Genomic DNA, 23,442 nt, shown 5'->3' with positions numbered 1-23,442 from the left:
GCGGGGCCGGGGGGGGGTGTGGGTGGCGCCCCCCCACACCCCCCCGCCCGGCCGGGGGGGGGGGGGGGGGGGGCGGGGGGGGGGGGGGCCCCCCCCCCCCCCCCCCCCCACGCCGCATCGCGATGATCGACTTCTCAGTGCGGTGGCAGCAGCGCGTCGACCAGGTCGCGCAGCGGACCGATCAGGTCCTGTTCGGTGGCGGCACTCAGCGGTTCCAGCTGGATCGACGATCGCAGCACCGCGACTCCGATGCCAGCGGCGAGGGCCATCTGGGCGCGGAGCAGGAGTTGTTCGCTGCCCGGTTCGCCGGGGCGCCACCCGCGAGCCGCCGCCAGTTGTTCGCTGGAACGGACCAGGACGCCGCGCCGGATCTCGTCGGCCCCCGCGTCCCCCGACGACCGCAACAGCAGTGAGAGCTGGCTCGACAGACCCGCCGCGCCGAGGTCGGCGATGTGCCGGGCGATGGCCTCGGGCACCCGGTCGGCGGGCGTCTGACCTGTCGTTCGGCGCAGTTCGTCGCCCGCGGCTCGCAGGCACGCCTCGAACAGGCCCTCCTTCGACGTGAAGTAGCGGCTGATGAGCGCGACGTTGACGCCCGCGTCGTCGGCGATGTCCCGGACGGTGGTGGCCGCGTAGCCGTCCCGGGCGAAGCGCTGGCGGGCGGCGTCGAGCAGCAACTGTCGCGTCTCGGCCGCGTCCCGACGGCGACGCTGGGCCGGTTCGCCGTCGGTGTCACCGGTCGCGGGGGCAGGCGGTTCTGCTGTCACGACGCGTCCTCCCTGTCGCTCTGCCGTCCATCCGCCGCTTCGTGCGGGCCTAGCAAGTAAACATATGTTGACTTTCCGTCGACTGCAAGGTCCGGTGCGATCCGAGGGTGACGTAAACGACTGTTGACATGCGTCCGGGGCTGCGCATACTGGCTAAGTCAGCAAACGTTTACATCTAGTTCGGGGATTTCATGACCCACACCATCGAGGAGTCGACAGACCTCGGCTCCGCGCCCGGCGCCGCCCCGCGCGCCAACAGCACCCTTCTGGTGCTGTACCTGTCACTGGGTGGCCTGGCGTTCGCGGTGCTCCAGTCGCTGGTGGCGCCCGCGCTGTCCACCATCGGAAGAGATCTGGGCGTCTCGACCGGAGACATCAGCTGGGTGCTCACGGCGTACCTGTTGGCCGCCTCGGTGCTGACGCCCATCCTCGGACGCCTCGGTGACATGGTCGGCAAGCGTCGGGTCCTCATCGGCGTCCTCGCGGCCCTCGCCGCGGGCACCCTGCTCGCCGCCCTGGCTCCCAACCTGACCGTGCTGATCGTCGCGCGCGCGCTCCAGGGGGCCGCCGGAGCGATCCTGCCCCTGTCGATCGGCATCGTCCGCGACCAACTGCCCCGGGAGAAGGTCGGCGTCACCGTCGGCCTGCTGTCGGCGATCTTCGGCGTCGGCGCCGGTGTCGGCATCGTGGCCGCGGGCCCGATCGTCGAGCACCTGTCGTGGCACTGGCTGTTCTGGCTGCCGCTGGTCCTCGTCGTCGTCGCGCTGCTCGGGGCCATCTTCGGGATGCCCGAGTCGCGGGTCCGCACGCCCGGGCGGCTCGACATGCTCGGCGCGGCCATCCTGTCGGTGTCGCTGGTCTCGTTGCTGCTGGCCGTGAGCAAGGGGCAGGGCTGGGGCTGGACCGAGCCGAAGACCATCGGCCTGTTCCTGCTCGGCGCGGTCGCGATGGTGGTGTTCGTCCGGGTCGAGCTACGCGTACGCGAGCCGCTCATCGACATGCGCCTGATGCGGATCCGCGGTGTCTGGGCCACCGACCTCGTCGCCCTGATCCTCGGTTTCGCGATGTTCGGGACGTTCGTGCTGGTACCGACTCTGCTGCAACTTCCCGCCGCCACCGGGTACGGGTTCGGCAAGACGGTGTCCCAGGCGGGCCTGTTCCTGCTGCCCACCGTTCTGATGATGGTGGTCTTCGGTCCCCTCGCGGGCCTGCTGGACCGGCGCTTCGGTCCCAAGGTTCCGATGTTCCTCGGCACTGTCGCTGTCGTCGTCGCATTCGCGCTGCCGGCGCTCGCGCACGGCGCGACCTGGCAGGTGCTGCTCTCCGGGGTGCTCACCGGCGCCGGCATCGGCCTGGCCTTCGCGGCGATGTCCAACGCCATCATCGAGAGTGTCCCGGCCGGACAGACCGGCGAGGCGAGCGGCGTCAACACCATCGCCCGCACCATCGGCAGCAGCATCGGCGCGGCGGTCGTGGCGGCCGTCATCACGTCGAACAGCACCCCTGTGGGGCTGCCCACCGACACGGCGTTCACCGCAGGCTTCTGGGTGTGCGCGGGCGTCGCGGTCCTGGCCGTCTTCGCGGCCCTCGCCCTGCCCTCGGCGCGTCGCCGTCACGAACAGGCCGTTGCCGTCGGTGTCGACGACCTTCCGCCCGAGCCGGTCGAGCTGCACCTGCCCCACCGGCACCACTGAGCCGAACGAGCGCGGGCCGTGTCCACTGCTGGTGGGCACGGCCCGCGCCGTTTGGTGCGACCTCAAGCTGCTCGCGGCGCGCCCAGTCGAAGGTGCCAGCGGGTGCCCTGGCTGGTGAGCCGGACGACCGCCAACGGCTCCACGTCCACCTGCCGGTACGTCGCCATCGGAAGACCGAGGGCGTGCACCACAGCGACCCGGATCACCAGTGGGTGGGTGACCGCGATGACGCGCCCACCGGCTCGGTGCTGCTCGTCCAGCCAACTGCCGACCCGATCCCGCACCGCCGAGACGGGCTCACCGCCGTGCGGCGCGGAGTCCGGTGCGGACAGCCAGTCGTGCAGCGCCTGCGGCTGCGTGTCAGCGATCTCCGCAAGCGACCGCCCGGACCAGGCCCCGTAGTCGCAGTCGGCCAACGCCGCCTCGATCGTCGGCAGCAGGCCGAAGGCGTCGGCGGTCTGTCGGGCGGCCGCCGCGGGACTGGACAGGCAGGTGGCGTTCACGCCGAGGGACCCGCGCCGGTCTGCGCCCGCGCGGGCCTGGGCGAGTGCGGCATGCAGGCCACCCTCGTCCAGGCCGTCGTCGGCGCCGCCGAAGCGGGCCCGGCGCAGAGCGGCGGTGTGACCGTGGGCGACCAGCCGGAGGCTGGTGCCGGTCACGTGCTCGGCAGTGCGGTGCCGGCCCGGCGACGCCGCTCGTGGTGCATCAGGCCCGCGAACAGCAGGCCGATGCCGGTCCAGAGCACGACCTGGGTGCCGAGCGAGGCCAGTCGGAAACTCCACAGCAGGGTCGCCGGGAAGTCCGCCGGAACCTCCTGGAAGGACGGCATCACCACGTATGACACTGCCGTGACCAACAGGAACCCGCCCACGGCCGCGGCGGCGCGCATCCACGTCGGCGCCTGGGCGCCGACCGACCGGTAGCCCAGCGAGCCGGCCCATACGGCCACCAGCCCGAGCACCACCATCAACAGGTAGGTGACGGTCCGTTGGTTGATGGTGGCCGGGTCGCCGACCGCCGGCGGGTTCGCCGGGTATTTGAGGAACGGCACGATCACCGCGCCGAGCAGCGCCGCGCCGGCCAGCAGCAGACCAGACCGCCCGTCGTCGTCGCCGCGTCGACGCCGGGACAGCAGGACGTACGCCGTGGCCAGCAGGCCACCCATCGCGGCCCCGAACAGGCCGGTGGCCAGGAAGAGGCCGCCGCGCTGACCCGTGCGGCTGACCAGGGCGTCCTCGTGATCGTGCGCACCGGCGGCGGCGGGTTCGGCGTGCGACGCCGCCTCCTCGATGGCGATGGCTGCCTCGACGTGCGGTTCGCCAGCCACGTACGCGAACGCCCCGGCGAGCAGGCCGGCGATCAGGCCGGCCAGCAGCCCGCGAACGAGGACGGCGACGAACGGGGGAGTGGTGGTGGCGTTCAGTGGCACGGGACGCCCAGCAGGTGCCTGCCGTCGTGCATCAGCTCGTGCAGGTACATCCCGCTGCGCGACACCGCCCCCTGGTCGAAGGCGACGAGGTACGCCAGCAGGGTGAGCGCGGCAACGGTCGCCAGAGCTGTCCACAGCAGACGGGCACTGCCAGCGGGGTGCACCACCGGTTGGCTGGAAGCGGAGCTAGACATGAATACACGAACCTCCCCAGGGATGACGCGTCCCCATCGCAAGGCTGCGGACGACCGAGCGTCCTGGCTCGCGGCCCCCAGTTGTGGCTGGGGAACCGCTCACAGTGGCGCGACCGCGCCGGATTCACACCGGCTTCCCTCGCGTCGCCGCAGATAGTGGGTCGACGGTATCGGTGCCGCCTCAGGCGGTCAACCCGGGCCGCGCGCCCCGAAGGCGGTACGTCAACGAGGCGGACCAGCCGCAGGTGCCAGTGGATTCGTCAGACCAAAACGCGACACTGCCGCAAGCCTTCCGTGGCGCGCGTTCCTGCACTCAACAACAGTCTGTTACCGCTAACATGGTCAACCTGCCAGATCGACTCTGTGGCTCCGGGTTGACCCGGGGGGTTCGATCAGCGGCTGGGCGGGGTGTCGGGTGGGCGAGAACGCGCGAGGGCGGGTCCGGTGACGACCGGAGAGGTCGCTCGACGACCGGGCATCGTGGACGCTCATCATCACCTCTGGGTCCGGGCGCGGCACCCGCAGCCCTGGATCGATCCGCACACCATGGCCGCGATCGACGCCGACTTCACGCCGGTCGAGCTCGCCCCGGAGACCCGGGCCGCCGGGGTCACCCAGACCGTTGTCGTGCAGTCCGTCGCCGTTCGGTCGGAGACGCCCGAGTTGCTCGGCATCGCCGCCGACGACCCCCTCGTCGCCGGGGTCGTCGGCTGGGTCGACCTCACCGCCGCCGATGTCGACCGCCGCCTCGCCCGACTACGCGGGGCGCGTGGCGGCGAGCGGTTGGTCGGGATCCGCCACCCGGTCCAGTCCGAACCCGACCCGACCTATCTCGACCGCCCCGACGTGCGGCGAGGCATCGCCACGGTCGGCGCCGCCGGCCTCGCCTTCGACCTCCTGGTGCGCCATCGTCAACTGCCGGCGGCCACCCGGCTCGTCCGCGACCTGCCCCACGTGCGGTTCGTCCTGGACCACCTCGGCAAGCCGCCGCTCGGGCGCGCCGATCTCGGTGACTGGCGGCAGGACCTGCGCGCGCTCGCGGCCGAGCCCAACACGACGGCGAAGCTCTCCGGCCTGGTGACCGAAGTGGACGGCAGGTCCTGGACGACGGCCGGCCTGCGGCCCGCAGTCGAGCACGCCCTCGACGTGTTCGGGCCGGATCGGCTGATGTTCGGCTCGGACTGGCCGGTGTGCCTGCTCGCGACCTCGTACACCCGCTGGGTCACCGTCCTCGGTGACCTGCTGGACCCGCTGTCCGATGACGAGCGGTCGGCGATCTGGCGCCAGACCGCCGGCCGGGTGTACCGGCTGACCCCTTCCTGAGCGCAGTGGCTTCCGAACTGGGGACATAGCATGTTATCGATAACATGCTAACGACGGCGGGCGATGTCACTCTGGTCAGACGTACGCCTTCGGTGGTGCAGGTAACGATGGCAGAACATGCCGGCAAGACCTTGGCAACATACGTGAATGCGTGGCAAGGTAACGCCTGATCGTGGGAAACATCCGATCTATCTCCGACGGTTGTGCAGGCATCAGCCGCACTGCCGTTCGAGCGGGGTCGGTCGCTCACAGGCGTTCGGCTCGTCGGCGGGTCCCCGTCGGACGCCGGCGCCGCGCTTGGGGAGGTCAGGTCCGACGATGAGTAGCGCCGAGGCAACCGCCGGCACGCAGCGCGGCGAACTCAGCGACCGGTTCCGGGAACGGATCTCCCACGCCGTCTCCGAGTTCACCGCCGCGACCGCGCTGGTCGTCCTGTTCATCGCCCTGACCTTCGCGAGTCCGTACTTCCTGACAGCTGACAACCTCTTCAACATCGGGGCCCAGACGGCGGTGATCGCCATCATCGCCACGGCCCAGACGATGGTCATCATCACGAAGGGCATCGACCTGTCCGTGGGGTCGGTCGCCGCGCTCGCCGGCGTGTTGGGCGCGATGGTCGTGCGCGACCTCGGCTTCTCGCTCTGGGCGGCGACGGCGGTCGCGATCGGCGTCGGCGCGCTGGCCGGGCTGTTGAACGGGCTGCTGGTGACCGTGGCCCGGATTCCGCCGTTCATCGCGACCTTGGGGACGATGTCAGTGGGCCGCGGCCTCGTCTTCATCATCACCGGAGCGGTCGGCGTCTACGGCCTGCCCCGATCCTTTCAACTGCTCGGCAACGGGCAGATCCTCGGCATTCCGTTCGCCGTGGTGATCACCGTCCTGGTCGCCGTCGGGGTCGCCTTCCTGCTCTCCCAGACCCGCTTCGGTCAGTACACCTACGCGATGGGCTCCAACCTGGAGGCTGCCCGCCGCTCCGGCATCCGGGTCGGGCGGCACCTGACCGGTGTGTACGTGCTGGCCGGCGTGCTGGTCGGGCTGGGCGGCATGATCGCCGCGTCCCGGGTCAACTCCGGCCAACCCAACTACGGGATCTCGCTGGAGCTTGACGTCATCGCCGCCGCGGTCATCGGCGGAGCCAGCCTGTTCGGCGGGCAGGGCCGGATCGTCGGGACCATCATCGGCGCGTTCCTCATCGCCCTGGTCCGCAACGGCGCCGTCCTGCTCGACATCAGCATCCACTACCAACAGGTGATCGTCGGCGTGATCATCTGGGCCGCCGTCTACTTCGACCAGTACCGCCGCCGGCGGCTGGAATCACGGGGTTGACATGCCATTTCGAGAGTCCGAACGAGGAAGGACACACACCATGGCACACACCACCACCAGCCGGCGGACGCGAGGACGACTCCTGCGCGCGCAGGCGATCCTGGCCGCGGCCGCGGCGACCGCTCTGCTCGGCGCCTGCGGCGGGGTCGAGGTCCGGGACGGCGGCGACGGCGCGACCACTGACGCGAGCGGCCCGTTGAAGCTCGCCGTCGTACCCAAGGCCGTCGGGGCCGACTACTGGAACACGGTCAAGGCGGGCGCGGAGTGCGCCGCGCAACGGGCGGGGGACGTCACCGTCCAGTGGGACGGGGTGACCACCGAGACCGACGTCGAGGGCCAGGTCAACCTGATCCAGAACTTCGTCACCAAGAAGGTCGACGGCATCGTCTACGCGGCGACGGACTCCAGCGCGCTCGCGCCGGCCACCGACAAGGCGCTCGGCGCGAACATCCCGGTCGCCATGATCGACTCTGGCACCAGCCCGCAGCCGTCGACGGTGCCCCTCTTCGCCACCGACAACCGTGCGTCGGCGGTCGAGGCCGCGAAGCTGCTGGCCACCGAACTCGGCCCCGGCAACCACGAGGTGGCGCTCGTCGAGTTCCAGCCCGGTTCGCAGACCAACACCGAGCGGGTCGACGGCTTCAAGGCCGGCCTCGCCCAGTACCCCAACCTGAAGCTGGTCGGCCAGCAGCCGAGCCGCAGTGACGTCAATGAGGCCCGACGGGTCACCGAGAACATCCTCACCGCCAACCCCAAGCTCGCCGGCGTCTTCGCGGCCAACGAGCCGAGCGTGCTCGGCGCCGCGCAGGCCATCCAGGCGGCCGGCAAGTCCGGCAAGGTGGTCATCATCGGCTGGGACGCGGCCCCCGACGAGATCGCCGGAGTGCGCAACGGCCAGATCTCCGCGCTGGTCGTGCAGAACCCGTTCAAGATGGGCTACTTCGGCGTCGACAAGATGGTCAAGCACCTCCGGGACAAGGCGCCGCTGGCATCGGCCGACACCGGCGTCACGTTCGTCACCAAGGAGAACATCGACTCGGCGGAGATCAAGGCGGTGCTCGAGCCCAGCTGCGCCAACCCGCCGGTGCAGTGATGGGTGGCATTCCAACGGCCACCGCCGACAGCGACCAGCAACCCACCGACGCGGAACCGCCGGTCCTCGAAGCCCGCGGCATCGTCAAGCGGTTCGGGCACGTCGAGGCGTTGCGGGGCGCCGACTTCACCGTCCGCCGGGGTGAGGTCGTCGCGCTCATCGGTGACAACGGCGCCGGCAAGAGCACCCTGATCAAGACCTTGTCCGGTGTGCATCCGCCGGACGAGGGCGAGATCCGGGTCGGCGGCCGTCCGGTCCAGTTCTCCACTCCGGTCGATGCCCGACGTGCGGGGGTGGAGACCGTCTACCAGGATCTCGCCGTCGCCGACGACCTCAGCGTGGCCGCCAACCTGTATCTGGGCCGGGAGATCCTCCGCCCCGGACCGCTCGGTCGGCTCGGGCTGTTGGACAAGCGCGCCATGCGCCAGGGCGCCGCCGCCGCCCTCGACGAACTCGGCGTACGGATCCCCCGAGTCACCACCCCGATCGCGATGCTCTCCGGTGGGCAGCGGCAGTGCGTGGCGGTGGCCCGCGCCATCATCTGGGCGACCAACGTGGTCATCCTCGACGAGCCCACCGCGGCCCTGGGTGTGGTCCAGACCGGGCGGGTGCTCGACGTCGTCCGGCGGGCCCGTGACGCCGGCATGTCGGTGGTGCTGGTGAGCCACAACATGCCGCAGGTGCTGGAGATCGCCGACCGGGTCGAGGTGTTGCGCCTCGGTCGGCGCGCGGCCCAGCTCCGCGCCGACGAGGTCACCACCGACGATCTGGTCGCCGCGATGACCGGCAGCACCAGCGTGGATCGGGACGAGCGGTGACTGCTGTCGTCCAGCGGGGCGCGCGCGATCCCGCCTGTTCGAAGAGTACGTGGTGTCGACGAAGGTCGGCCGGCTGCTCGTGCCGTCACCGGAGGGGTTCGACGTTCCCGCCGACCATCGCCGGGTCTGGGACTTCAGCCGCGACGGCGTACGCCGTTCGCTGGAGGCGAGCCTCCGGCGCACCGGCCTGGACCGGATCGACGTGGTGTACCTGCACGATCCGGACGAGCACTGGGAGCAGGCCGCGCACGAGGCGATCCCGGCGTTGGTGGAGCTGCGGGAACAGGGCGTCATCGGTGCCGTCGGGGCGGGGATGAACCAGTCCGCCATGCTGGCTCGCTTCGTGGCGGAGACCGACGTGGACGTGGTGATGTGCGCCGGCCGGTACATCCTGCTGGAGCAGGGCGCGTTGACCGACCTGCTGCCCGTCGCGCAGGCCCGCCACGTCGGTGTGGTGGTCGCCGGGGTCTACAACTCCGGGCTGCTGGCCCGGGACGTACCGCCGACCGACGCCGTCTACGACTACCGACAGGCGCCGGCAGAGGTGATCGACCAGGCCCGCCGGATAGCGCGGGTCTGTCAGATGTACGGCGTCACGCTGCCCCAGGCGGCGTTGGCGTTCGTCAGTCGTCACCCGGCCGTGGTCTCGACGGTCGTCGGCATGCGGGACGAGGCCCAGGTGACCGAGACCCTGCGCCGATCCGACGTCGACGCCCCGGATCAGCTCTGGGCGGCGTTGTACGACGAGGGGCTGCTCGACGTGCAGTCGTGAGGGTCGGCGGTCACGACCGGGCCGTCTCGATGCTCGCGTCGGCGTCGTCGGGTAGCCCCTGCAACGACTCCTCCACACCGATCAGGTGGTTGGCCATCCGGGTGCGCGCCCGCTCCGGGTCGCGCGCCACCAGGGCCTTCAGGATCGCCACGTGTTCGTCGTGGGTGCGCAGGTCCGCGCCCTCCTCGTGCAGACTCCGCCAGAGCCTGCCACGGATGGTGCGCCCGGCGAAGGCTTCGATCAGGCCGACGAGCACCGGGTTCTCGGCGTGCACCGCGATGATCCGGTGGAAGGCGATGTCGATCTCCATGATCCGCTCGTGGTCCGGCGGTGACTGGCCGATCAACCGGGCCGCCTCGTCGAGCAGGTCACCCGCCTGGGCCAGCGCCTCGTCGGTGATTCTGGTCGCCGCCAGGCAGGCGGCCTCGCACTCCAGCAGACGGCGAACGGTGTGGATGTGCCGGGGGTCGCCCTGGCCCTGGAAGTCCACCACGAAACCCATCGGGGCCAGCAGTTGTAGCGCGTCGAGGTTGGTGACGTAGGTGCCGTCGCCCTGACGGATGTTGACGATGCCGAGGATCGACAGCGCCGACATCCCCTCCCGCAGGGACCCCCGCGAGACACCGAGCTGCTCGGCCAGGTCCTTCTCGATGGGCAACCGGTCCCCAGGCCGGAACTGCCCTTCGAGGATCATCCGCTTGATGCCGTTGACCACTTCGTCAGTGCGAGACATGACCCCCCTAACGGCCGGCGGGGGTGGCCTTCCCACCCGCGATCACGTACGCCGCCTCCGGAGATGACACGGTAGTCGGGTCTGTCGCGCCCCAGTAGTGGCCGTCGGGAAACCGGTAGAGCGCCACCGACTCCTGACGCATCCGGGTGGAGTAGCCGGGTTGGCTGGGCAGGACGTAGCCGCTGCCCGAGCCGGTGTCCCGGATGATGCACGGGTCGGTGAAGTGCTCGTGCAGGTGGTCGACGAACTCGGTGACCCGGTTGGTGAGATCCCCTGAGACGGCGACGTAGTCGAGCACCGACACGTGTTGGACCATCTCGCACAGCCCGACACCGCCGGCGTGTGGGCACACCGGGACGTCGAACTTGGCGGCGAGCAGCAGCACGGCGACGATCTCGTTGATGCTGGCCAACCGGCCCGTGTCCAGCTGGCAGAAGTCGATGGCCTCGGCCTGGAACAGCTGCTTGAACATCACCCGGTTGTGGCAGTGTTCGCCGGTGGCGACGCCGATCGGCGCGACGGCGCGGCGGACGGCCGCGTGGCCCAGGATGTCGTCGGGGCTGGTCGGCTCCTCGATCCACAGTGGCGTGAACTGGGCGAGGGCGGTGACCCACTCGATGGCCTGACCGACGTCCCACACCTGGTTGGCGTCGATCATCAGGTTGCGATCCGGCCCGAGGATCTCCCGCGCGATCGCGCATCGGCGGATGTCGTCGTCGAGGTTGGCGCCCACCTTGAGCTTGACGTAGCCGTAGCCGGTGTCCACCGCCTCCTGACACAGCCGGCGCAGCTTGTCGTCGCCGTAGCCGAGCCAACCCGCCGAGGTGGTGTAGGCGGGGTAGCCGGTCCGGTCGAGCTCGGCGAGGCGGGCGGCCTTCGTGCCCTCCTTGGCCCGCAGGATGGCCAGTGCCTCGTCCCGGGTCAGCGCGTCGGACAGGTAGCGCAGGTCAGCGATGTCGACGAGTTGCTCGGGGGACATGTCGACGAGCAGCCGCCACAGCGGCTTGTCGGCGAGCCGGGCGACCAGGTCCCACGACGCGTTCAACACGGCGGCGAGGGACAGGTGGACGACACCCTTCTCCGGACCGAGCCAGCGCAGTTGCGAGTCGGAGGTGAGGAGGCGGTAGACCGCGCCCATGTCCGCTGCCATCGTGGCCACGTCCAGGCCCACCAGGCGTTGTGCCTGGTGGACCGCCGCCGCCGCGACGATGTCGTTGCCGCGACCGATGGTGAAGGTCAGGCCGTGCCCCGCGAGTGGCGCGCCCACGCCGTCGACGCCGTCGGTGTGCAGGATGACGTAGGCCGCCGAGTAGTCGCCGTCCTTGTTCATGGCGTCTGACCCGTCAGCGGTCAGGGAGGTGGGGAAGCGGACGTCCTCGACGGTGACGGCGGTGATCTGCGGCATGCGCTCCTCGCCCGGCTAGGCTAAAGATCAGATGATCACTGGGAGTATACGGAGGGCTGTCTCAACAGGTCAACGATGTCGATCACCGCAGGCGTCCAGACATAGGATGTTTCTCGTCGCACGGGAGCCCTGTCTCCGTTGCCCGCGTCGGACGGCCTGGCGTGCTCGGCCGGGTTGGTGACGGTGGTCACCGAGTCGGCACCGACACGCCCGACACCGACATGTGGGGTGTGACAACGGCTGCGTCCCTATATATGGTGTCGAGCGCAGCTGGTTCGGCCGCTCATCCGGGGCGGTCGAGGCAACAGGGAACCCGGTGGAAATCCGGGACTGTCCCGCAGCGGTGAGTGGGAACGACCGCCGTCATCAGCACTGGGCCGCCAATCGGCCTGGGAAGCGACGGCCAGTAGGAGACCGGCGAGCCCGGTCGTGCCCGCGAGTCCGAAGACCTGCCAGCGCGCCGCGTACCCGCACCCGGGTGGGCGGCGGTCCGAGGCCGCGTGGGACGGCTGACGCCACCTGACCCACGCCGGGCTGGCGTGGCGTCCGTCGGTGTCTGTCTCCTCGCGTCCGGGCCACCAGGTCTCGAACTCCGAGGAGCGAGTGGTGACAGTCACCGAGGTAGTCCCTGCCAGCGGCGACGCGACAGCGCGGCGGACGCCGATGCAGGTTCGCAAGCGCGACGGCGGCACCGAGCCCGTGGACGTGAACAGGATCGTCCGGGCGGTCGAGCGGTGGGCCGACGACCTGGCCGACGTCGACCCGATGCGAGTTGCCACCCGCACCATCAGCGGCCTCTACGACGGCGCGACCACTGCCGAACTGGACCGGCTGTCCATCCAGACCGCCGCCGAGATGATCGGTGAGGAGCCGCAGTATTCGCGCCTCGCCGCGCGGCTGCTGGCCGGCTACGTCGACAAGGAGGTGCGTCGACAGGGCATCACCTCGTTCAGCGCGGCGATCCGGGTCGGCCACGCCGAGGGACTGATCGGTGACGACACCGCCGCGTTCGTCGCCGCACACGCCGCGACGCTCGACCACGCCATCGACCCGAACGGCGACCGCCGGTTCGAGTACTTCGGCCTGCGCACCGTGTACGACCGCTACCTGCTGCGCCACCCCACCAGCCGACTGGTGATGGAGACCCCGCAGCACTGGCTGCTGCGGGTGGCCTGCGGCCTGTCCCGGACGGCCGACGAGGCGGTCGACTTCTACCGGCTGATGTCCAGCCTGGCCTACCTGCCCAGCTCACCGACCTTGTTCAACTCCGGCACCCGGCACACCCAGATGTCCTCCTGCTACCTGGTCGACTCTCCGCTCGACGAGCTGGACTCGATCTACCAGCGGTACGCCCAGGTCGCCAACCTCTCCAAGTTCGCCGGTGGCATCGGCATCGCGTACTCCCGGGTCCGCTCCCGCGGCGCGCTGATCCGGGGCACGAACGGGCAGTCCAACGGGATCGTGCCGTGGCTGCGCACGCTGGACGCGAGCGTCGCCGCGGTGAACCAGGGTGGCCGACGCAAGGGCGCGGCCTGCGTCTACCTGGAGCCGTGGCACCCGGACATCGAGGAGTTCCTGCAACTGCGGGACAACACCGGCGAGGACGCCCGGCGCACCCACAACCTCAACCTGGCCAACTGGATCCCGGACGAGTTCATGCGCCGGGTCGAGGCCGACGAGCTGTGGTCGCTGTTCGACCCGCACGAGGTGCCCGAGCTGCCCGACCTGTGGGGGGAGCGGTTCGACGCCGCGTACCGGGAGGCCGAGGCGCAGGGGCGCTACGTGCGGCAGGTCCCGGCGCGGGAGCTGTACGGGAAGATGATGCGGACCCTCGCCCAGACCGGCAACGGCTGGATGACCTTCAAGGACGCCGCCAACCGCCTCTGCAACCAGACCGCCGAGCCGGGCAACGTGGTGCACCTGTCCAACCTCTGCACCGAGATCGTCGAGGTGTCCAGCGACGCCGAGACCGCCGTGTGCAACCTCGGCTCGGTGAACCTCGCCGCCCACCTCACCGCCGGCGGCATCGACTGGGAGCGGTTGCGCGCCACGGTGCGGACCGCGGTGACCTTCCTCGACCGGGTCATCGACATCAACTACTACCCGACCGCGCAGGCGGCGGCGAGCAACCCCCGCTGGCGGCCGGTGGGGCTCGGGCTGATGGGCCTCCAGGACGTCTTCTTCGCGCTGCGGCTGCCGTTCGACTCGCCGGCCGCCCGCGAGCTGTCCACCCGGATCAGCGAGGAGTTGTACCTGACCGCGCTGGAGACCTCCGCCGACCTGGCGCGCGACTTCGGCGCGCACCCGGCGTACCCGCAGACCCGGGCCGCGCGGGGCCAGCTCCAGCCCGACCTGTGGGGTGTCGAGGGTACGCAGACCGCGCGGTGGGACGCGCTGCGCGAGCGGGTCGAGGCGTACGGGCTGCGCAACTCGCTGCTGGTGGCGGTCGCGCCGACCGCGACCATCGCCTCGATCGCCGGGTGCTACGAGTGCATCGAGCCGCAGGTGTCCAACCTGTTCAAGCGGGAGACCCTGTCGGGGGAGTTCCTCCAGGTCAACACCGCTCTGGTACGCGAGTTGAAGGCCCGTGGTCTGTGGACAGAGCGGATCCGTTCGGCGATCAAGCGGGCGGAGGGGTCGGTGCAGGACATCGCCGAGCTGCCGGCCGGCGTACGGGAGCTGTTCCGCACCGCGTGGGAGCTGCCGCAGCGGGCGTTGATCGACCTGGCCGCGGCCCGCGCCCCGTTCATCGACCAGTCCCAGTCGCTGAACCTGTTCCTGGCCGCGCCGACCATCGGCAAGCTCTCCTCGATGTACCTGTACGCCTGGAAGGCCGGGCTGAAGACCACCTACTACCTGCGCTCGCGCCCCGCGACGCGGATCCAGCAGGCCACCGTCAGCGCTGTCGCACCCGTCGTCGTCGACGCGGAGGCGCTGGCCTGCTCGCTGGAGAACCCCGAGTCGTGCGAGGCCTGCCAGTGACTCCCGCCGAAGCCATCACCGACGCCGGCACCACCGACACGAGGACCACGCACATGCTGCTCGACCCCGGGATGGACCTGACTCTGCGCCCGATGCGCTACCCGCACTTCTTCGACAGGTTCCGCGACGCGATCCGCAACACGTGGACGGTCGAGGAGGTCGACCTGCACGCCGACCTCGCCGACCTGGACAAGCTGTCGCCGGCCGAACGGCACCTGGTCAGCCGACTGGTGGCGTTCTTCGCCACCGGTGACACGATCGTCGCCAACAACCTGGTGCTCAACCTCTACCAGCACGTGAACAGCCCGGAGGGCCGCCTCTACCTGTCCCGCCAGCTGTTCGAGGAGGCCGTGCACGTCCAGTTCTACCTCAACCTGCTCGACACGTACGTGCCCGACGAGACGGAGCGCTTCGAGGCCTTCGCGGCCATCGAGAACATCCCCTCGATCCGTCGTAAGGCCGAATTCTGCTTTCGCTGGATCGACTCCCTGAACGACCTGCGGGAGCTGCGGTCCCGCGAGGACCGACGGACGTTCCTGCTCAACCTGATCTGCTTCGCCGCCTGCATCGAGGGGTTGTTCTTCTACGGCGCGTTCGCGTACGTCTACTTCCTGCGTTCCCGCGGCCTGCTGCACGGTCTCGCCTCGGGCACCAACTGGGTGTTCCGCGACGAGTCCATGCACATGGCGTTCGCGTTCGACGTCGTCGACACCGTCCGCGCCGAGGAGCCGGACCTGTTCGACGACGACCTCGCCGACCAGGTTCGCCGGATGCTCACCGAGGCCGTCGAGTGTGAGGTGCGGTTCGCCGAGGACCTGGTGGGCCACGGTGTGCCCGGGCTGACGTTGGCCGACATGCGGGAGTACCTCCAGCACGTCGCCGACCGCCGCCTCGCCCAACTCGGCATCGCGCCGCACTACGGGTCGAGCAACCCGTTCGGCTTCATGGAGTTGCAGGACGTGCAGGAGCTGTCCAACTTCTTCGAGCGGCGGGTGTCGGCGTACCAGGTCGGGGTGACGGGCACTGTCGCCTTCGACGACGACTTCTAGGCGGCAACCTCAACCCACGCGTTGCCCCTGAGGAACGCCCCGTCCGCGCCGATCTTGCACTTTCGGTCGCCGATTTGCGCGCAATGCTCTTTTATGTCGCGACAGGAAGTGCAAGATCGCGGGGAAGGGGCGTTCCAGTCTCGTCGATCATGGAGCTGTGGTGCCTGATTTGGTGTGGTGCAGGCACTTTGTCACCCACCGCAACTCCATGATCGACGAGGCGGTGCGGGGTTGGCTGACAGCCACTCCGTCTAAACACGACGGTGCTGAGCTGCTTCTCATCAATTGATGAAGGAAGCGGCGTGCTCAGCTCTGGGCCTCTGCGACGTAGACACCTTTGCCTGGATGGCCCTCGACCAACTCGCGGTCTTTGAGGATCGTCATGACCCGGTTGATCGTGGAGATGTGCACGCCGTACTGTTCGGCCAGCTCGCGGGTGGACGGCAGCTTCTCGCCCGGAGCAAGCTCACCCGATTTGATTTTTCCCGCGATCTCGTTGGCGATCCGCCGGTAGTCCACTCGCTCGGTCGGCATGGGTCGATCTCCGTAAGGTTCCCTGGTTTCGGCAGCCCAATCTGATCACGAGGGGACCTGTTCCAACAAGTTCCACGAAGCACGTTGACCTGCTCCTACAAGTTGGAATAGGTTGCAGCTAGGTCGCGTTCCCTGGTTTCGGCAAACTCCTGGGTTCTCGGCCGCACACCCACCTGGGGGAGCGCGGCAGATGGTCGCTGCCCCCAGGTGGAGCCAACGTCGTGAACGCGGGAGGGTGTCGCCGTGCCGATCGTTGAACCGGTAAGTCGGGCAGACGAACTGTTCGCCGCCATGCGGACGCTTGATGCTCACTGGACTCGGGCACTTGACCAGCCGTGGCGTTCAGGCGGCTGCCTCGAGTGCGCGGGTCCGAGCGAATGCCGTCAGCTCGATTGGTCGTTGGGTGTTGTGGCGGACGCCGCATCGATCATGTTGCAGAAGTAAGGATGGACGCCGAGCAGTGCGGCGAGTTCGACGACGAATTCTAGGCGGCGACCGATCCGGAGGCCGGGCGTCGCTTGGTGAGCCACCGCATGACGTCCAGTGGGTGCGACGCCGGGTCCGGGATCGGGTGGAAGACGTGTTCCACCTTGCCGTCGGCGACGATCAGCGTCAGTCGTTCGTAGACGGTCATGTCACCGGCGGTGCGGGTTGGCAGCCGCAGCGCGTCGGCCAGGGTCAGCCTCGGGTCGGGGATCAGCGGGTAGGGCAGCCGCAGCCGGTGGGCGAGTTCCCGCTGGTATCCGGTCGACTGCGCGGACAGGCCGTACACCCGGGCGGCGCCGGCCGCGCGAAGTTCCGCGTGGTGGTCGCGGAACCAGGCGGCCTGCTCGGTGCTGCCGCGGGCGCCGTGGATCTCCAGCAGCCCGTTGGGCAGGTCGACGCCCGGCCGTCCGGTCAGTGGGTAGACGAAGATGACGCTGCGTCCGTCGCCGAGCGCGCCGAGATCGACCGGACGGCCGTCGGTGCCGTAGAACGACAGCGGTGGCAATCTGACGCCGACCAGCTCCGCGGTGTCGCCGCCTTCCGCCCGACCACCGGGCACGACCTGGGTAGCGGCGGCGTCGAGGCGCGCGTCCAGCGCGTCCCGCTGGGCGCTCAACAGACCAATCCGCTCCTGCAGATGGGTGATCGTGCTGCGGTACGTGGCCACTGCCGCCGCGCACACGTCGGTGTCGTCGGCGCCACCGGCTATCGACTCCACGAAGGGCCGGGTCTCCTCGACGGTGAGGCCGAGTGCCATCAGCTCGCGGATCTGGGCCACCAAGCGCACCGCCATGGGGTCGTACTCGCGGTAGCCGTTGCTCAGCCGCCGGGGCACCACGAGCCCGGCCGACTCGTAGTACCGCAGTGCCCGGACCGTGGTCCCGGTCCGCCGTGCCAACTCACCCACCCGCATCCCGCGACCCTAAACCCGCACCCCGGGGTACGGGTCAACGTGGCGATCGTCGCGGTGCCAGGGCCGCCGTTTCCTGCCAGTCTGGCTGCGAAAAGGCAGCCTGAACAGGGAGTGTGTGATGACGGCAGTCAGTCGGGTGCGGGCGCGACAGATCCTCGACAGCAGGGGCAACCCGACAGTGGAGGCCGACGTGGAACTCAGCGACGGTTCGACCGGCCGGGCGGCCGTACCCTCCGGGGCGTCGACGGGGGCGAACGAGGCGGTCGAGCTGCGCGACGGAGACCGGGCGCGGTTTCACGGCAGGGGCGTCGGGAGGGCGGTCGCCGCGGTCAACGGCGAGATCGCCGACGCCGTGCTCGGGCTCGACGCGGAGGACCAGGCCCTGATCGACGAGACGATGATCGAGCTCGACGGGTCGAAGGACAAGGGTCGACTGGGCGCCAACGCGATCCTGGCGGTGTCCCTGGCGACCGCCAGGTCGGCGGCGTCGGCCCACCGGCAGCCGCTGTACCGCTACGTCGGTGGCGTCGGCGCCCGCCTGCTGCCGGTGCCCATGATGAACATCATCAACGGTGGCGCGCACGCCGACAATCCGCTCGACTTCCAGGAGTTCATGATCGCCCCGGTCGGCGCGCAGACCTTCGCCGAGGCGGTCCGCATGGGCGCGGAGGTCTTCCACACCCTCAAGGCGTCCCTGGCCGCCGCCGGGCACAACACCAACGTCGGTGACGAGGGCGGCTTCGCGCCGAACGTCACGGACGCCGACGAGGCGCTGCGGTTCGTGCTGCGCGCCATCGAGGACACCGGCTACGAGCCCGGCGCCGACGTGCTGATCTGCCTCGACCCGGCCAGCTCGGAGTTCTTCCACGACGGCGTCTACGACTACGTCGGCGAGGGACGCCAGCGCACCGTCGACGAGCACATCGACTATCTGCTCGACCTTGTCTCCCGTTACCCGATCAGCTCGATCGAGGACCCAATGGCCGAGGACGACATCGCCGGCTGGAAGCGGCTGACGGCGGCGACGGGAGAGCGCGTGCAGCTGGTCGGCGACGACGTCTTCTGCACCGACGTCGACCGGCTGCGCGACGGGATCGACGGCGGTTACGCCAACGCGATCCTGGTCAAGGTCAACCAGATCGGCACGCTCACCGAGACCCTGGCGACGGTGGACGCCGCCCACAAGGCCGGGTATCGGGTGGTGATGTCGCACCGGTCCGGGGAGACCGAGGACACCACGATCGCTGACCTGGCCGTGGGTGTCGGATGCGGGCAGATCAAGACCGGCTCACTGTCGCGCTCCGACCGCACGGCGAAGTACAACCAGCTCATCCGCATCGAGGAGGAACTCGGCGACCGCGCCATCTACGCTGGGCGGCGCTGAGGCCCGGCCGGTTGAGCTGCCGTCGAGCCTCCTGCCCGCGGAAAGGACCGTGCTGATGGCCGACATCACCGTGCGACCGATGGCTGCCGCCGACGCCGACCGGGTCCTGGCGATCTACCAGGCCGGCCTGGACACCGGTGACGCCAGTTTCGAGGTCGCCGCGCCGAGCTGGGCGGCGTTCGACGCCGCTCGGCTGGCCGGGCACCGGTTCGTGGCCGACGACCCGGGTGGAACGGTTCTCGGCTGGGTCGCCGTCTCGCCGACCTCGACCCGCGCGGTCTACGCCGGAGTGGTGGAGCACTCCGTCTACGTCCACCCGGCGGCCCAGGGGCGCGGCGTCGCCCGACTGCTGCTCGACACGCTGGTCGCCTCCACCGAGGCGGCCGGCATCTGGACGATTCAGTCCGGGATCTTCCCGGAGAACACCGCCAGCCTGGCGCTGCACCAGCGGGCCGGCTTCCGCGTCATCGGAGTACGCGAGCGGGTTGGTCGGCACCACGACCGCTGGCGCGACGTCGTCCTCCTGGAACGGCGCAGCCCTGTCCTCGACTGACTCTGGGCTGTGTCACGTCGACGTGCTGGGGACTGCCTTGACGGCCGCGACGAGCCCGTCGAGTTGGCCACGGATTCGAGCGGCGGTGAGATGGTCGAAGTAGTCGTGCGAGCTGACGATCTCGCTATCGCGCACGCGGAGCACGAAGATGCCGGGCAGTGCGAATCGCTCCCCGGTGTCAGCGACGGTGCCCTGATACTCGAACTCGGCGATGATGACCTCGGGATCGGTTGTTTCGTGGATGGTGATGTTGGTCGCCCGACGCTGCAACCGTGGGCTGGCGTCGGTTGGCCGCGACCCCCGGCCGGCCGGGCGGACTCCCGGTCGGGCGGCGCCCTCATCGCCGGCTGGCGCAGGCCACGCAGGTGCGCGCCGAGGGGCGGGCGACGAGCCGTTCGGCGGGGATGGGCCGGGAGCATCCTTCGCACACGCCGTAACTGCCGTCGTCGACCCGACGCAACGCGATGTCCAACTCGGCGACGCGTCGGCGGGCCGCGTCCAGGACGGCGGTGAGCTGCGCGCGTTCGAAGGCGATGGTGCTGCCCTCCGGGTCGTGCTCGTCATCGGCGTTGGAGGACCGGGACGCCTCGAAGAGGCCCCTCAGGTCGCCCTCCAGGGCGGTGGCCTGAGCCTCGGTCTGCTCGCGCAACCGCAGCAGTTCCTCGCGGACCGCGCTGGTATTCCTGTCCATGGCCGCTCCACGGTATCGCTACATGAAGTTGCGGGTGTGCAGGGCGGAGAGTGCCGCTGCCTCGTCGGGCCGGAAACCCAGGCGGACGAGGCGGCGCTGACGGCCCTGGTCCATCGCGTGTTGCAGAGCCTGCACCCGGTCGAAGCCGCCGGACACGTCGTCCGGATGCCAACCACCCGCCGCGAGCACCACCAGCGCGTCGAAGACATCCGCGTTGAGCCCCGCGGTGTCGACCAGCGCGTCGTGGCGGCGGTGGATCGCCGCCCGCAGCCGGTCCCGCAGCAGCGGATCCAGCTGCGCCTGATGCTCCAGGTGGGCCATGCCGAACACCACGTGCCGGCGCTCGTCCTGCATGGCGAGCCAACAGATCCGGCGTGTCACCGGGTCCGGGGCGTTGTCGTGCAGGAACGAGAGCAGATCGACGAAGCTGCCCTCGCCGAGCACGGAGAGCAGGAACGATGCCAACGCGAAGTCCGACTCCGCGACGAGCGTGAACAGCGACTGCCGACCGCCGGCGGATGACGTTCCCATCTCGGCGCCCCGCAGCAGCGCCCGCCGGCTGAAGACCTCCATGTGCCGCGCCTCGTCGGCCATCTGCACGGCGAGCAGCTGCACCACCTCCCGAAAGTGCGGATGGATGCGCCCCACGAACCGGGCCGGCACGACGAGGGCGGCCTGCTCGTTCTCGACCAGATAGGTCATCACCTGCACCACTGCGGCCTCGACGTCGGCCGGCAGCGCGAACGGGTGATTCCACGGCACCGCGGTCTGCGGGTCCCACTGTCGGGCGGCGGCCTGCGCGTACAGGTGGGGGGCGATGTCGGCCCAGACCAGGTCGCGGTCGTCCAGGTCGAACCGGGCCTCCGGACCACCGGCTTCGAGCAGCGCGCCCCGGGCACCGAGCCCCCACCGCGCGGATGGGCGGCTGCTGAGCGCCGACGGCAGGGCCGGCCCGGCCCGCTCCGCGCCAAACCAGCGGTCGTCATCCGCCGACCCCCGGACCACCACCGCCACCAGTTCGCTCGCCTCGCCCCGATCCGGCCACTCGACCCGATGACCCCGGCCACGACACCAGGCGGGCAGATGTACGCGCAGCGCCGGGTCGCGACCGGAGACCGCCAACCGGCTGCCGGGCGGCAAGCCGGCCAGGGCGCGCTGCACCAGCAGATGAGCGCCCCGGCCGAAACCCAGGTCACCCAGGTCGACCTGGGCGACCGGTGCCGCGCTCACGGCCGGTAGTCCGTGGCCGTCACCCGCCCGTCGGGAGAGTAGAAACCGGTGGCGTCGACAGCGTCGGCGAGGGCGTCATAGCCCGTGGTGCGGCCCTCCCGCCAGGCCGTCAGCCCCTCCAGGTCGAGCAGCGGGCGCACCTGCGGATCGGCGTACGACATGCCGAGCAGCAGCGTGCCGAAGAGCCGGACACCGTCGGACTCCGGCGCGCGGACCGTCATGTTGCAGTGGTCGTAGCGTGCGGTCTGCGCCACGATCCGGGTGCCCTCCGGCGGTAACGTGCCCTCCTGAACGAACGCCAGATGGTTGGCGTCGATCATGCAGGCGGCGTCGACCTCCCCGGCCACCAGGGCACGGGCCGCGTCGCGCTCGCCGCCGATGTGATCGCCGTGCAGGCCGACACCCACGTCGAAGCGGCGTACGTCGACAGTGACCCCGGCCGCCGCGAGGTGACCCAGCGGAATCAACGTCGCCTGTGGACTGTCGATCGCCCCGACGGCGACCACCCGTCCGGCGAGGTCGGCGAGCTGACGCACCGGCGAGTCCGCGCGGACCACCACGACCGAGGTGAGGTCCTGGTCGGTGTCGCGCATGGTGAGCGCGCGTACGGCCGTGGCGTTGGCGGCCGCCAACCGCTCAGCCCGCAGCCAGGCCAGGGGAGAGTTCCAGGCCGCGTCGATCCGCCCGGCGACGAGATCCTCGACCTGTCGCTCGTAGTGCGAGTAGAGGACGAAGTCGAAGTCCAGGCCCTGCCCGCGCAGCCAGGTGCGAAAGCCCTCCCAGATGGTCACCACCTTCGGGTCGTACGCGACCGCGCCCAGCAGAACTGTTGGCGCGGGCATCAGCGGTTGGCCTCGTCGAGCAGCGGCAGCCCGGTGGCGACCCGACCGACGAAGTCGTGCAGCGCGTCGGTGGTCGGCGCCATCACACGGGCCGCGCGAGCGTCCCGGAAACGGCGCTCAAGGCCCAACTCCTTGCGGAAGGCGCTGCCGCCGCAGAGTTGCATCGCGCCATCGGTCACGTCGGCGACGGTCTCGCCGGCGAGCGCCTTGACCTGGAGCACCCGCAGCATCGCGTCGTCGCGGCCGGTCTCCAGAGCGGTGAGCGTGTCGCCCAGGAAGGCGCGCAGCGCGTCGGTGCGGATCATCAGCCGGGCGAGGTCGCGTCGGGTGACGGGCGCGTCGCGCAGGGCGGCGCCGGTGTGCGTGAGCGTGGTCCGGGTGAGATGTCGGCCGGCCTCGGCCACCGCGCTGTCGGCGAGACCGAGGCAGAAAGCGGCGTTGAGCACCAGGAACCAGGGCAGGACCGCGCCGAGCGCGGTGTCCAGCCCGGCCCCGTCGGCCGCCATCCTCGCCGTCGAGGGAACCCGGAGACCGTCGGCGGTCATCGGCCGAGAGCCGTTGCCCCGCAGGCCCAGCCCGTCGAAGTCGCCGGTCACGCTCAGGCCGGCGCTGTCGGCCGGCACCAACCACAGGGTCATCGGGCCGGCGTCGCGGGTCAGCGGAAGGCTCGACCAGACGTAGCTGTTGGCCTCGCCGGCCGAGGTGACCCAGCTCTTACGGGCGTCGAGGCGGACGGTGTCGTCGTCGGCGGCTGTCGCGGTGCCGGTCGGTGACCAGAAGTGGCTGCGCGACCCGTACTCGGAGAACGCCAACGTGGTGAGGTGATCGCCGGTGGCGATGGCCGCGCGGACGTCGCGCGGGCCGTGCGCCTCGATGACTGCTGTCGCCGCGTAGTGCATGAGCACCACCACCGCGGTGGACCCGCACTCGGCGGCCAGCCGCTCGATCACCTCGGCGACCGTCCGCATGCCGTGGCCGGCGCCGCCGACCTCGCTCGAGGAGGCCAGGCCGAGCAGGCCGGCTGCGGCGAGAGCGTCGACACCCGGACGGGGAAAGGCCCCATCCCGGTCGACGGTCGGCGCCTGCGGGCGGATCACGTCGTCGATCACCGTGCCGAGCGTGTCCGTGGGGTCGGTGGCGGTCTGGGCATTGTCGACACTGGTCGTCATGCTCGGTACCCCTTCAGAGAGGCCGACGGGACCGCCATCGACACTATCCGAACCC

General features: G+C 70.3%; 23 protein-coding genes and 2 riboswitches. Of the genes, 10 read left to right on the top strand and 13 right to left on the bottom strand.

Features of this window, described 5'->3' with window-relative positions; all coding sequences use genetic code 11:
- Positions 1-134: 134 nt before the first annotated feature.
- Positions 135-767: a TetR family transcriptional regulator gene (locus ABZS40_RS25760; protein WP_354946066.1), complete on the bottom strand. Its 633-nt coding sequence runs from the start codon at positions 765-767 to the stop codon at positions 135-137.
- Positions 768-958: 191 nt separating this feature from the next.
- On the opposite strand from ABZS40_RS25760, the gene ABZS40_RS25755 reads away from it, so the two are divergent.
- The gene (locus tag ABZS40_RS25755; RefSeq protein ID WP_354946064.1) at positions 959-2,461 is read left to right on the top strand and encodes an MFS transporter; all 1,503 of its coding nucleotides are present in this window, start codon (positions 959-961) and stop codon (positions 2,459-2,461) included.
- 62 nt (positions 2,462-2,523) lie between these two features.
- Here the strand turns inward: ABZS40_RS25755 and ABZS40_RS25750 are convergent, their stop codons facing one another.
- The 3 genes from ABZS40_RS25750 to ABZS40_RS25740 are packed head-to-tail and all read right to left on the bottom strand — an operon-like array spanning position 2,524 to position 4,084.
- Positions 2,524-3,120, bottom strand: coding sequence for a histidine phosphatase family protein (locus ABZS40_RS25750; protein ID WP_354946063.1), 597 nt, complete (start codon positions 3,118-3,120; stop codon positions 2,524-2,526).
- Positions 3,117-3,890: a CbtA family protein gene (locus ABZS40_RS25745; protein WP_354946062.1), complete on the bottom strand. Its 774-nt coding sequence runs from the start codon at positions 3,888-3,890 to the stop codon at positions 3,117-3,119. The genes ABZS40_RS25750 and ABZS40_RS25745 overlap by 4 nt, the downstream gene beginning before the upstream one ends.
- Positions 3,881-4,084, bottom strand: coding sequence for a CbtB domain-containing protein (locus ABZS40_RS25740; protein ID WP_238677442.1), 204 nt, complete (start codon positions 4,082-4,084; stop codon positions 3,881-3,883). The genes ABZS40_RS25745 and ABZS40_RS25740 overlap by 10 nt, the downstream gene beginning before the upstream one ends.
- A gap of 58 nt (positions 4,085-4,142) precedes the next feature.
- Positions 4,143-4,222, bottom strand: a riboswitch (cobalamin riboswitch).
- Positions 4,223-4,528: 306 nt separating this feature from the next.
- Between ABZS40_RS25740 and ABZS40_RS25735 the strand changes: the two genes are divergently transcribed.
- The 5 genes from ABZS40_RS25735 (at position 4,529) to ABZS40_RS25715 (ending at position 9,416) form a co-directional block, all read left to right on the top strand.
- A complete protein-coding gene (locus ABZS40_RS25735) occupies positions 4,529-5,407 on the top strand; it encodes an amidohydrolase family protein (protein ID WP_354946060.1) in 879 nt (292 codons plus the stop codon).
- A gap of 318 nt (positions 5,408-5,725) precedes the next feature.
- A complete protein-coding gene (locus tag ABZS40_RS25730) occupies positions 5,726-6,733 on the top strand; it encodes an ABC transporter permease (RefSeq protein WP_354946058.1) in 1,008 nt (335 codons plus the stop codon).
- A gap of 40 nt (positions 6,734-6,773) precedes the next feature.
- Positions 6,774-7,826: an ABC transporter substrate-binding protein gene (locus ABZS40_RS25725; RefSeq protein WP_354946056.1), complete on the top strand. Its 1,053-nt coding sequence runs from the start codon at positions 6,774-6,776 to the stop codon at positions 7,824-7,826.
- Positions 7,826-8,644 (top strand): ATP-binding cassette domain-containing protein, encoded by an 819-nt coding sequence (locus tag ABZS40_RS25720; RefSeq protein WP_354946054.1) that lies wholly within the window; start codon positions 7,826-7,828, stop codon positions 8,642-8,644. Before ABZS40_RS25725 ends, ABZS40_RS25720 begins: the two co-directional genes overlap by 1 nt.
- A 52-nt stretch (positions 8,645-8,696) precedes the next feature.
- The gene (locus tag ABZS40_RS25715; RefSeq protein WP_354946052.1) at positions 8,697-9,416 is read left to right on the top strand and encodes an aldo/keto reductase; all 720 of its coding nucleotides are present in this window, start codon (positions 8,697-8,699) and stop codon (positions 9,414-9,416) included.
- A gap of 10 nt (positions 9,417-9,426) precedes the next feature.
- Here ABZS40_RS25715 and ABZS40_RS25710 read toward each other — a convergent pair whose 3' ends face one another.
- Both ABZS40_RS25710 and ABZS40_RS25705 read right to left on the bottom strand, forming a co-directional pair.
- A complete protein-coding gene (locus ABZS40_RS25710) occupies positions 9,427-10,149 on the bottom strand; it encodes a FadR/GntR family transcriptional regulator (RefSeq protein ID WP_354946050.1) in 723 nt (240 codons plus the stop codon).
- A 7-nt stretch (positions 10,150-10,156) separates the two neighbouring features.
- Positions 10,157-11,554: an enolase C-terminal domain-like protein gene (locus tag ABZS40_RS25705; protein ID WP_354946049.1), complete on the bottom strand. Its 1,398-nt coding sequence runs from the start codon at positions 11,552-11,554 to the stop codon at positions 10,157-10,159.
- Between the two features lie 254 nt (positions 11,555-11,808).
- Positions 11,809-12,026, top strand: a riboswitch (cobalamin riboswitch).
- A 191-nt stretch (positions 12,027-12,217) separates the two neighbouring features.
- Between ABZS40_RS25705 and ABZS40_RS25700 the strand changes: the two genes are divergently transcribed.
- The gene (locus tag ABZS40_RS25700; protein WP_354946070.1) at positions 12,218-14,536 is read left to right on the top strand and encodes a ribonucleoside-diphosphate reductase subunit alpha; all 2,319 of its coding nucleotides are present in this window, start codon (positions 12,218-12,220) and stop codon (positions 14,534-14,536) included.
- Between the two features lie 53 nt (positions 14,537-14,589).
- On the top strand, positions 14,590-15,585 hold the full coding sequence (locus tag ABZS40_RS25695; RefSeq protein WP_354946069.1) for a ribonucleotide-diphosphate reductase subunit beta: 996 nt from the start codon (positions 14,590-14,592) through the stop codon (positions 15,583-15,585).
- Between the two features lie 306 nt (positions 15,586-15,891).
- On the opposite strand, the gene ABZS40_RS25690 is transcribed toward ABZS40_RS25695, so the two are convergent.
- Together ABZS40_RS25690 and ABZS40_RS25685 are read right to left on the bottom strand one after the other, a co-directional pair.
- Positions 15,892-16,119: a winged helix-turn-helix domain-containing protein gene (locus ABZS40_RS25690; RefSeq protein ID WP_184186009.1), complete on the bottom strand. Its 228-nt coding sequence runs from the start codon at positions 16,117-16,119 to the stop codon at positions 15,892-15,894.
- Positions 16,120-16,603: 484 nt separating this feature from the next.
- Complete coding sequence (locus ABZS40_RS25685; protein WP_354946047.1) at positions 16,604-17,518, bottom strand: MerR family transcriptional regulator; 915 nt, start codon at positions 17,516-17,518, stop codon at positions 16,604-16,606.
- Between the two features lie 118 nt (positions 17,519-17,636).
- Between ABZS40_RS25685 and eno the strand changes: the two genes are divergently transcribed.
- The gene (eno, locus tag ABZS40_RS25680) at positions 17,637-18,902 is read left to right on the top strand and encodes a phosphopyruvate hydratase (RefSeq protein ID WP_354946045.1); all 1,266 of its coding nucleotides are present in this window, start codon (positions 17,637-17,639) and stop codon (positions 18,900-18,902) included.
- Between the two features lie 55 nt (positions 18,903-18,957).
- Positions 18,958-19,455: an N-acetyltransferase family protein gene (locus ABZS40_RS25675; RefSeq protein ID WP_354946043.1), complete on the top strand. Its 498-nt coding sequence runs from the start codon at positions 18,958-18,960 to the stop codon at positions 19,453-19,455.
- 12 nt (positions 19,456-19,467) lie between these two features.
- Here the strand turns inward: ABZS40_RS25675 and ABZS40_RS25670 are convergent, their stop codons facing one another.
- From ABZS40_RS25670 to ABZS40_RS25650, 5 genes are all read right to left on the bottom strand, one after another.
- Positions 19,468-19,725, bottom strand: a complete 258-nt coding sequence (locus tag ABZS40_RS25670; protein ID WP_354946041.1) for a hypothetical protein — start codon at positions 19,723-19,725, stop codon at positions 19,468-19,470.
- A gap of 67 nt (positions 19,726-19,792) precedes the next feature.
- On the bottom strand, positions 19,793-20,146 hold the full coding sequence (locus ABZS40_RS25665; RefSeq protein WP_354946039.1) for a TraR/DksA C4-type zinc finger protein: 354 nt from the start codon (positions 20,144-20,146) through the stop codon (positions 19,793-19,795).
- Positions 20,147-20,164: 18 nt separating this feature from the next.
- Positions 20,165-21,376, bottom strand: coding sequence for a ferritin-like domain-containing protein (locus ABZS40_RS25660; protein WP_354946038.1), 1,212 nt, complete (start codon positions 21,374-21,376; stop codon positions 20,165-20,167).
- The gene (locus ABZS40_RS25655; protein WP_354946037.1) at positions 21,373-22,218 is read right to left on the bottom strand and encodes a PhnD/SsuA/transferrin family substrate-binding protein; all 846 of its coding nucleotides are present in this window, start codon (positions 22,216-22,218) and stop codon (positions 21,373-21,375) included. The genes ABZS40_RS25660 and ABZS40_RS25655 overlap by 4 nt, the downstream gene beginning before the upstream one ends.
- Positions 22,218-23,387, bottom strand: a complete 1,170-nt coding sequence (locus ABZS40_RS25650) for an acyl-CoA dehydrogenase family protein (RefSeq protein WP_354946036.1) — start codon at positions 23,385-23,387, stop codon at positions 22,218-22,220. Before ABZS40_RS25650 ends, ABZS40_RS25655 begins: the two co-directional genes overlap by 1 nt.
- Between the last annotated feature and the right edge of the window lie 55 nt (positions 23,388-23,442).

Source organism: Micromonospora sp. NPDC005324 (genome assembly GCF_040607155.1).
In the GTDB taxonomy this organism is placed as follows: Bacteria; Actinomycetota; Actinomycetes; order Mycobacteriales; family Micromonosporaceae; genus Micromonospora; species Micromonospora trifolii.
Note: the sequence above shows the minus strand (reverse complement) of the source record. Positions and strands in the feature narration are given on the sequence as shown.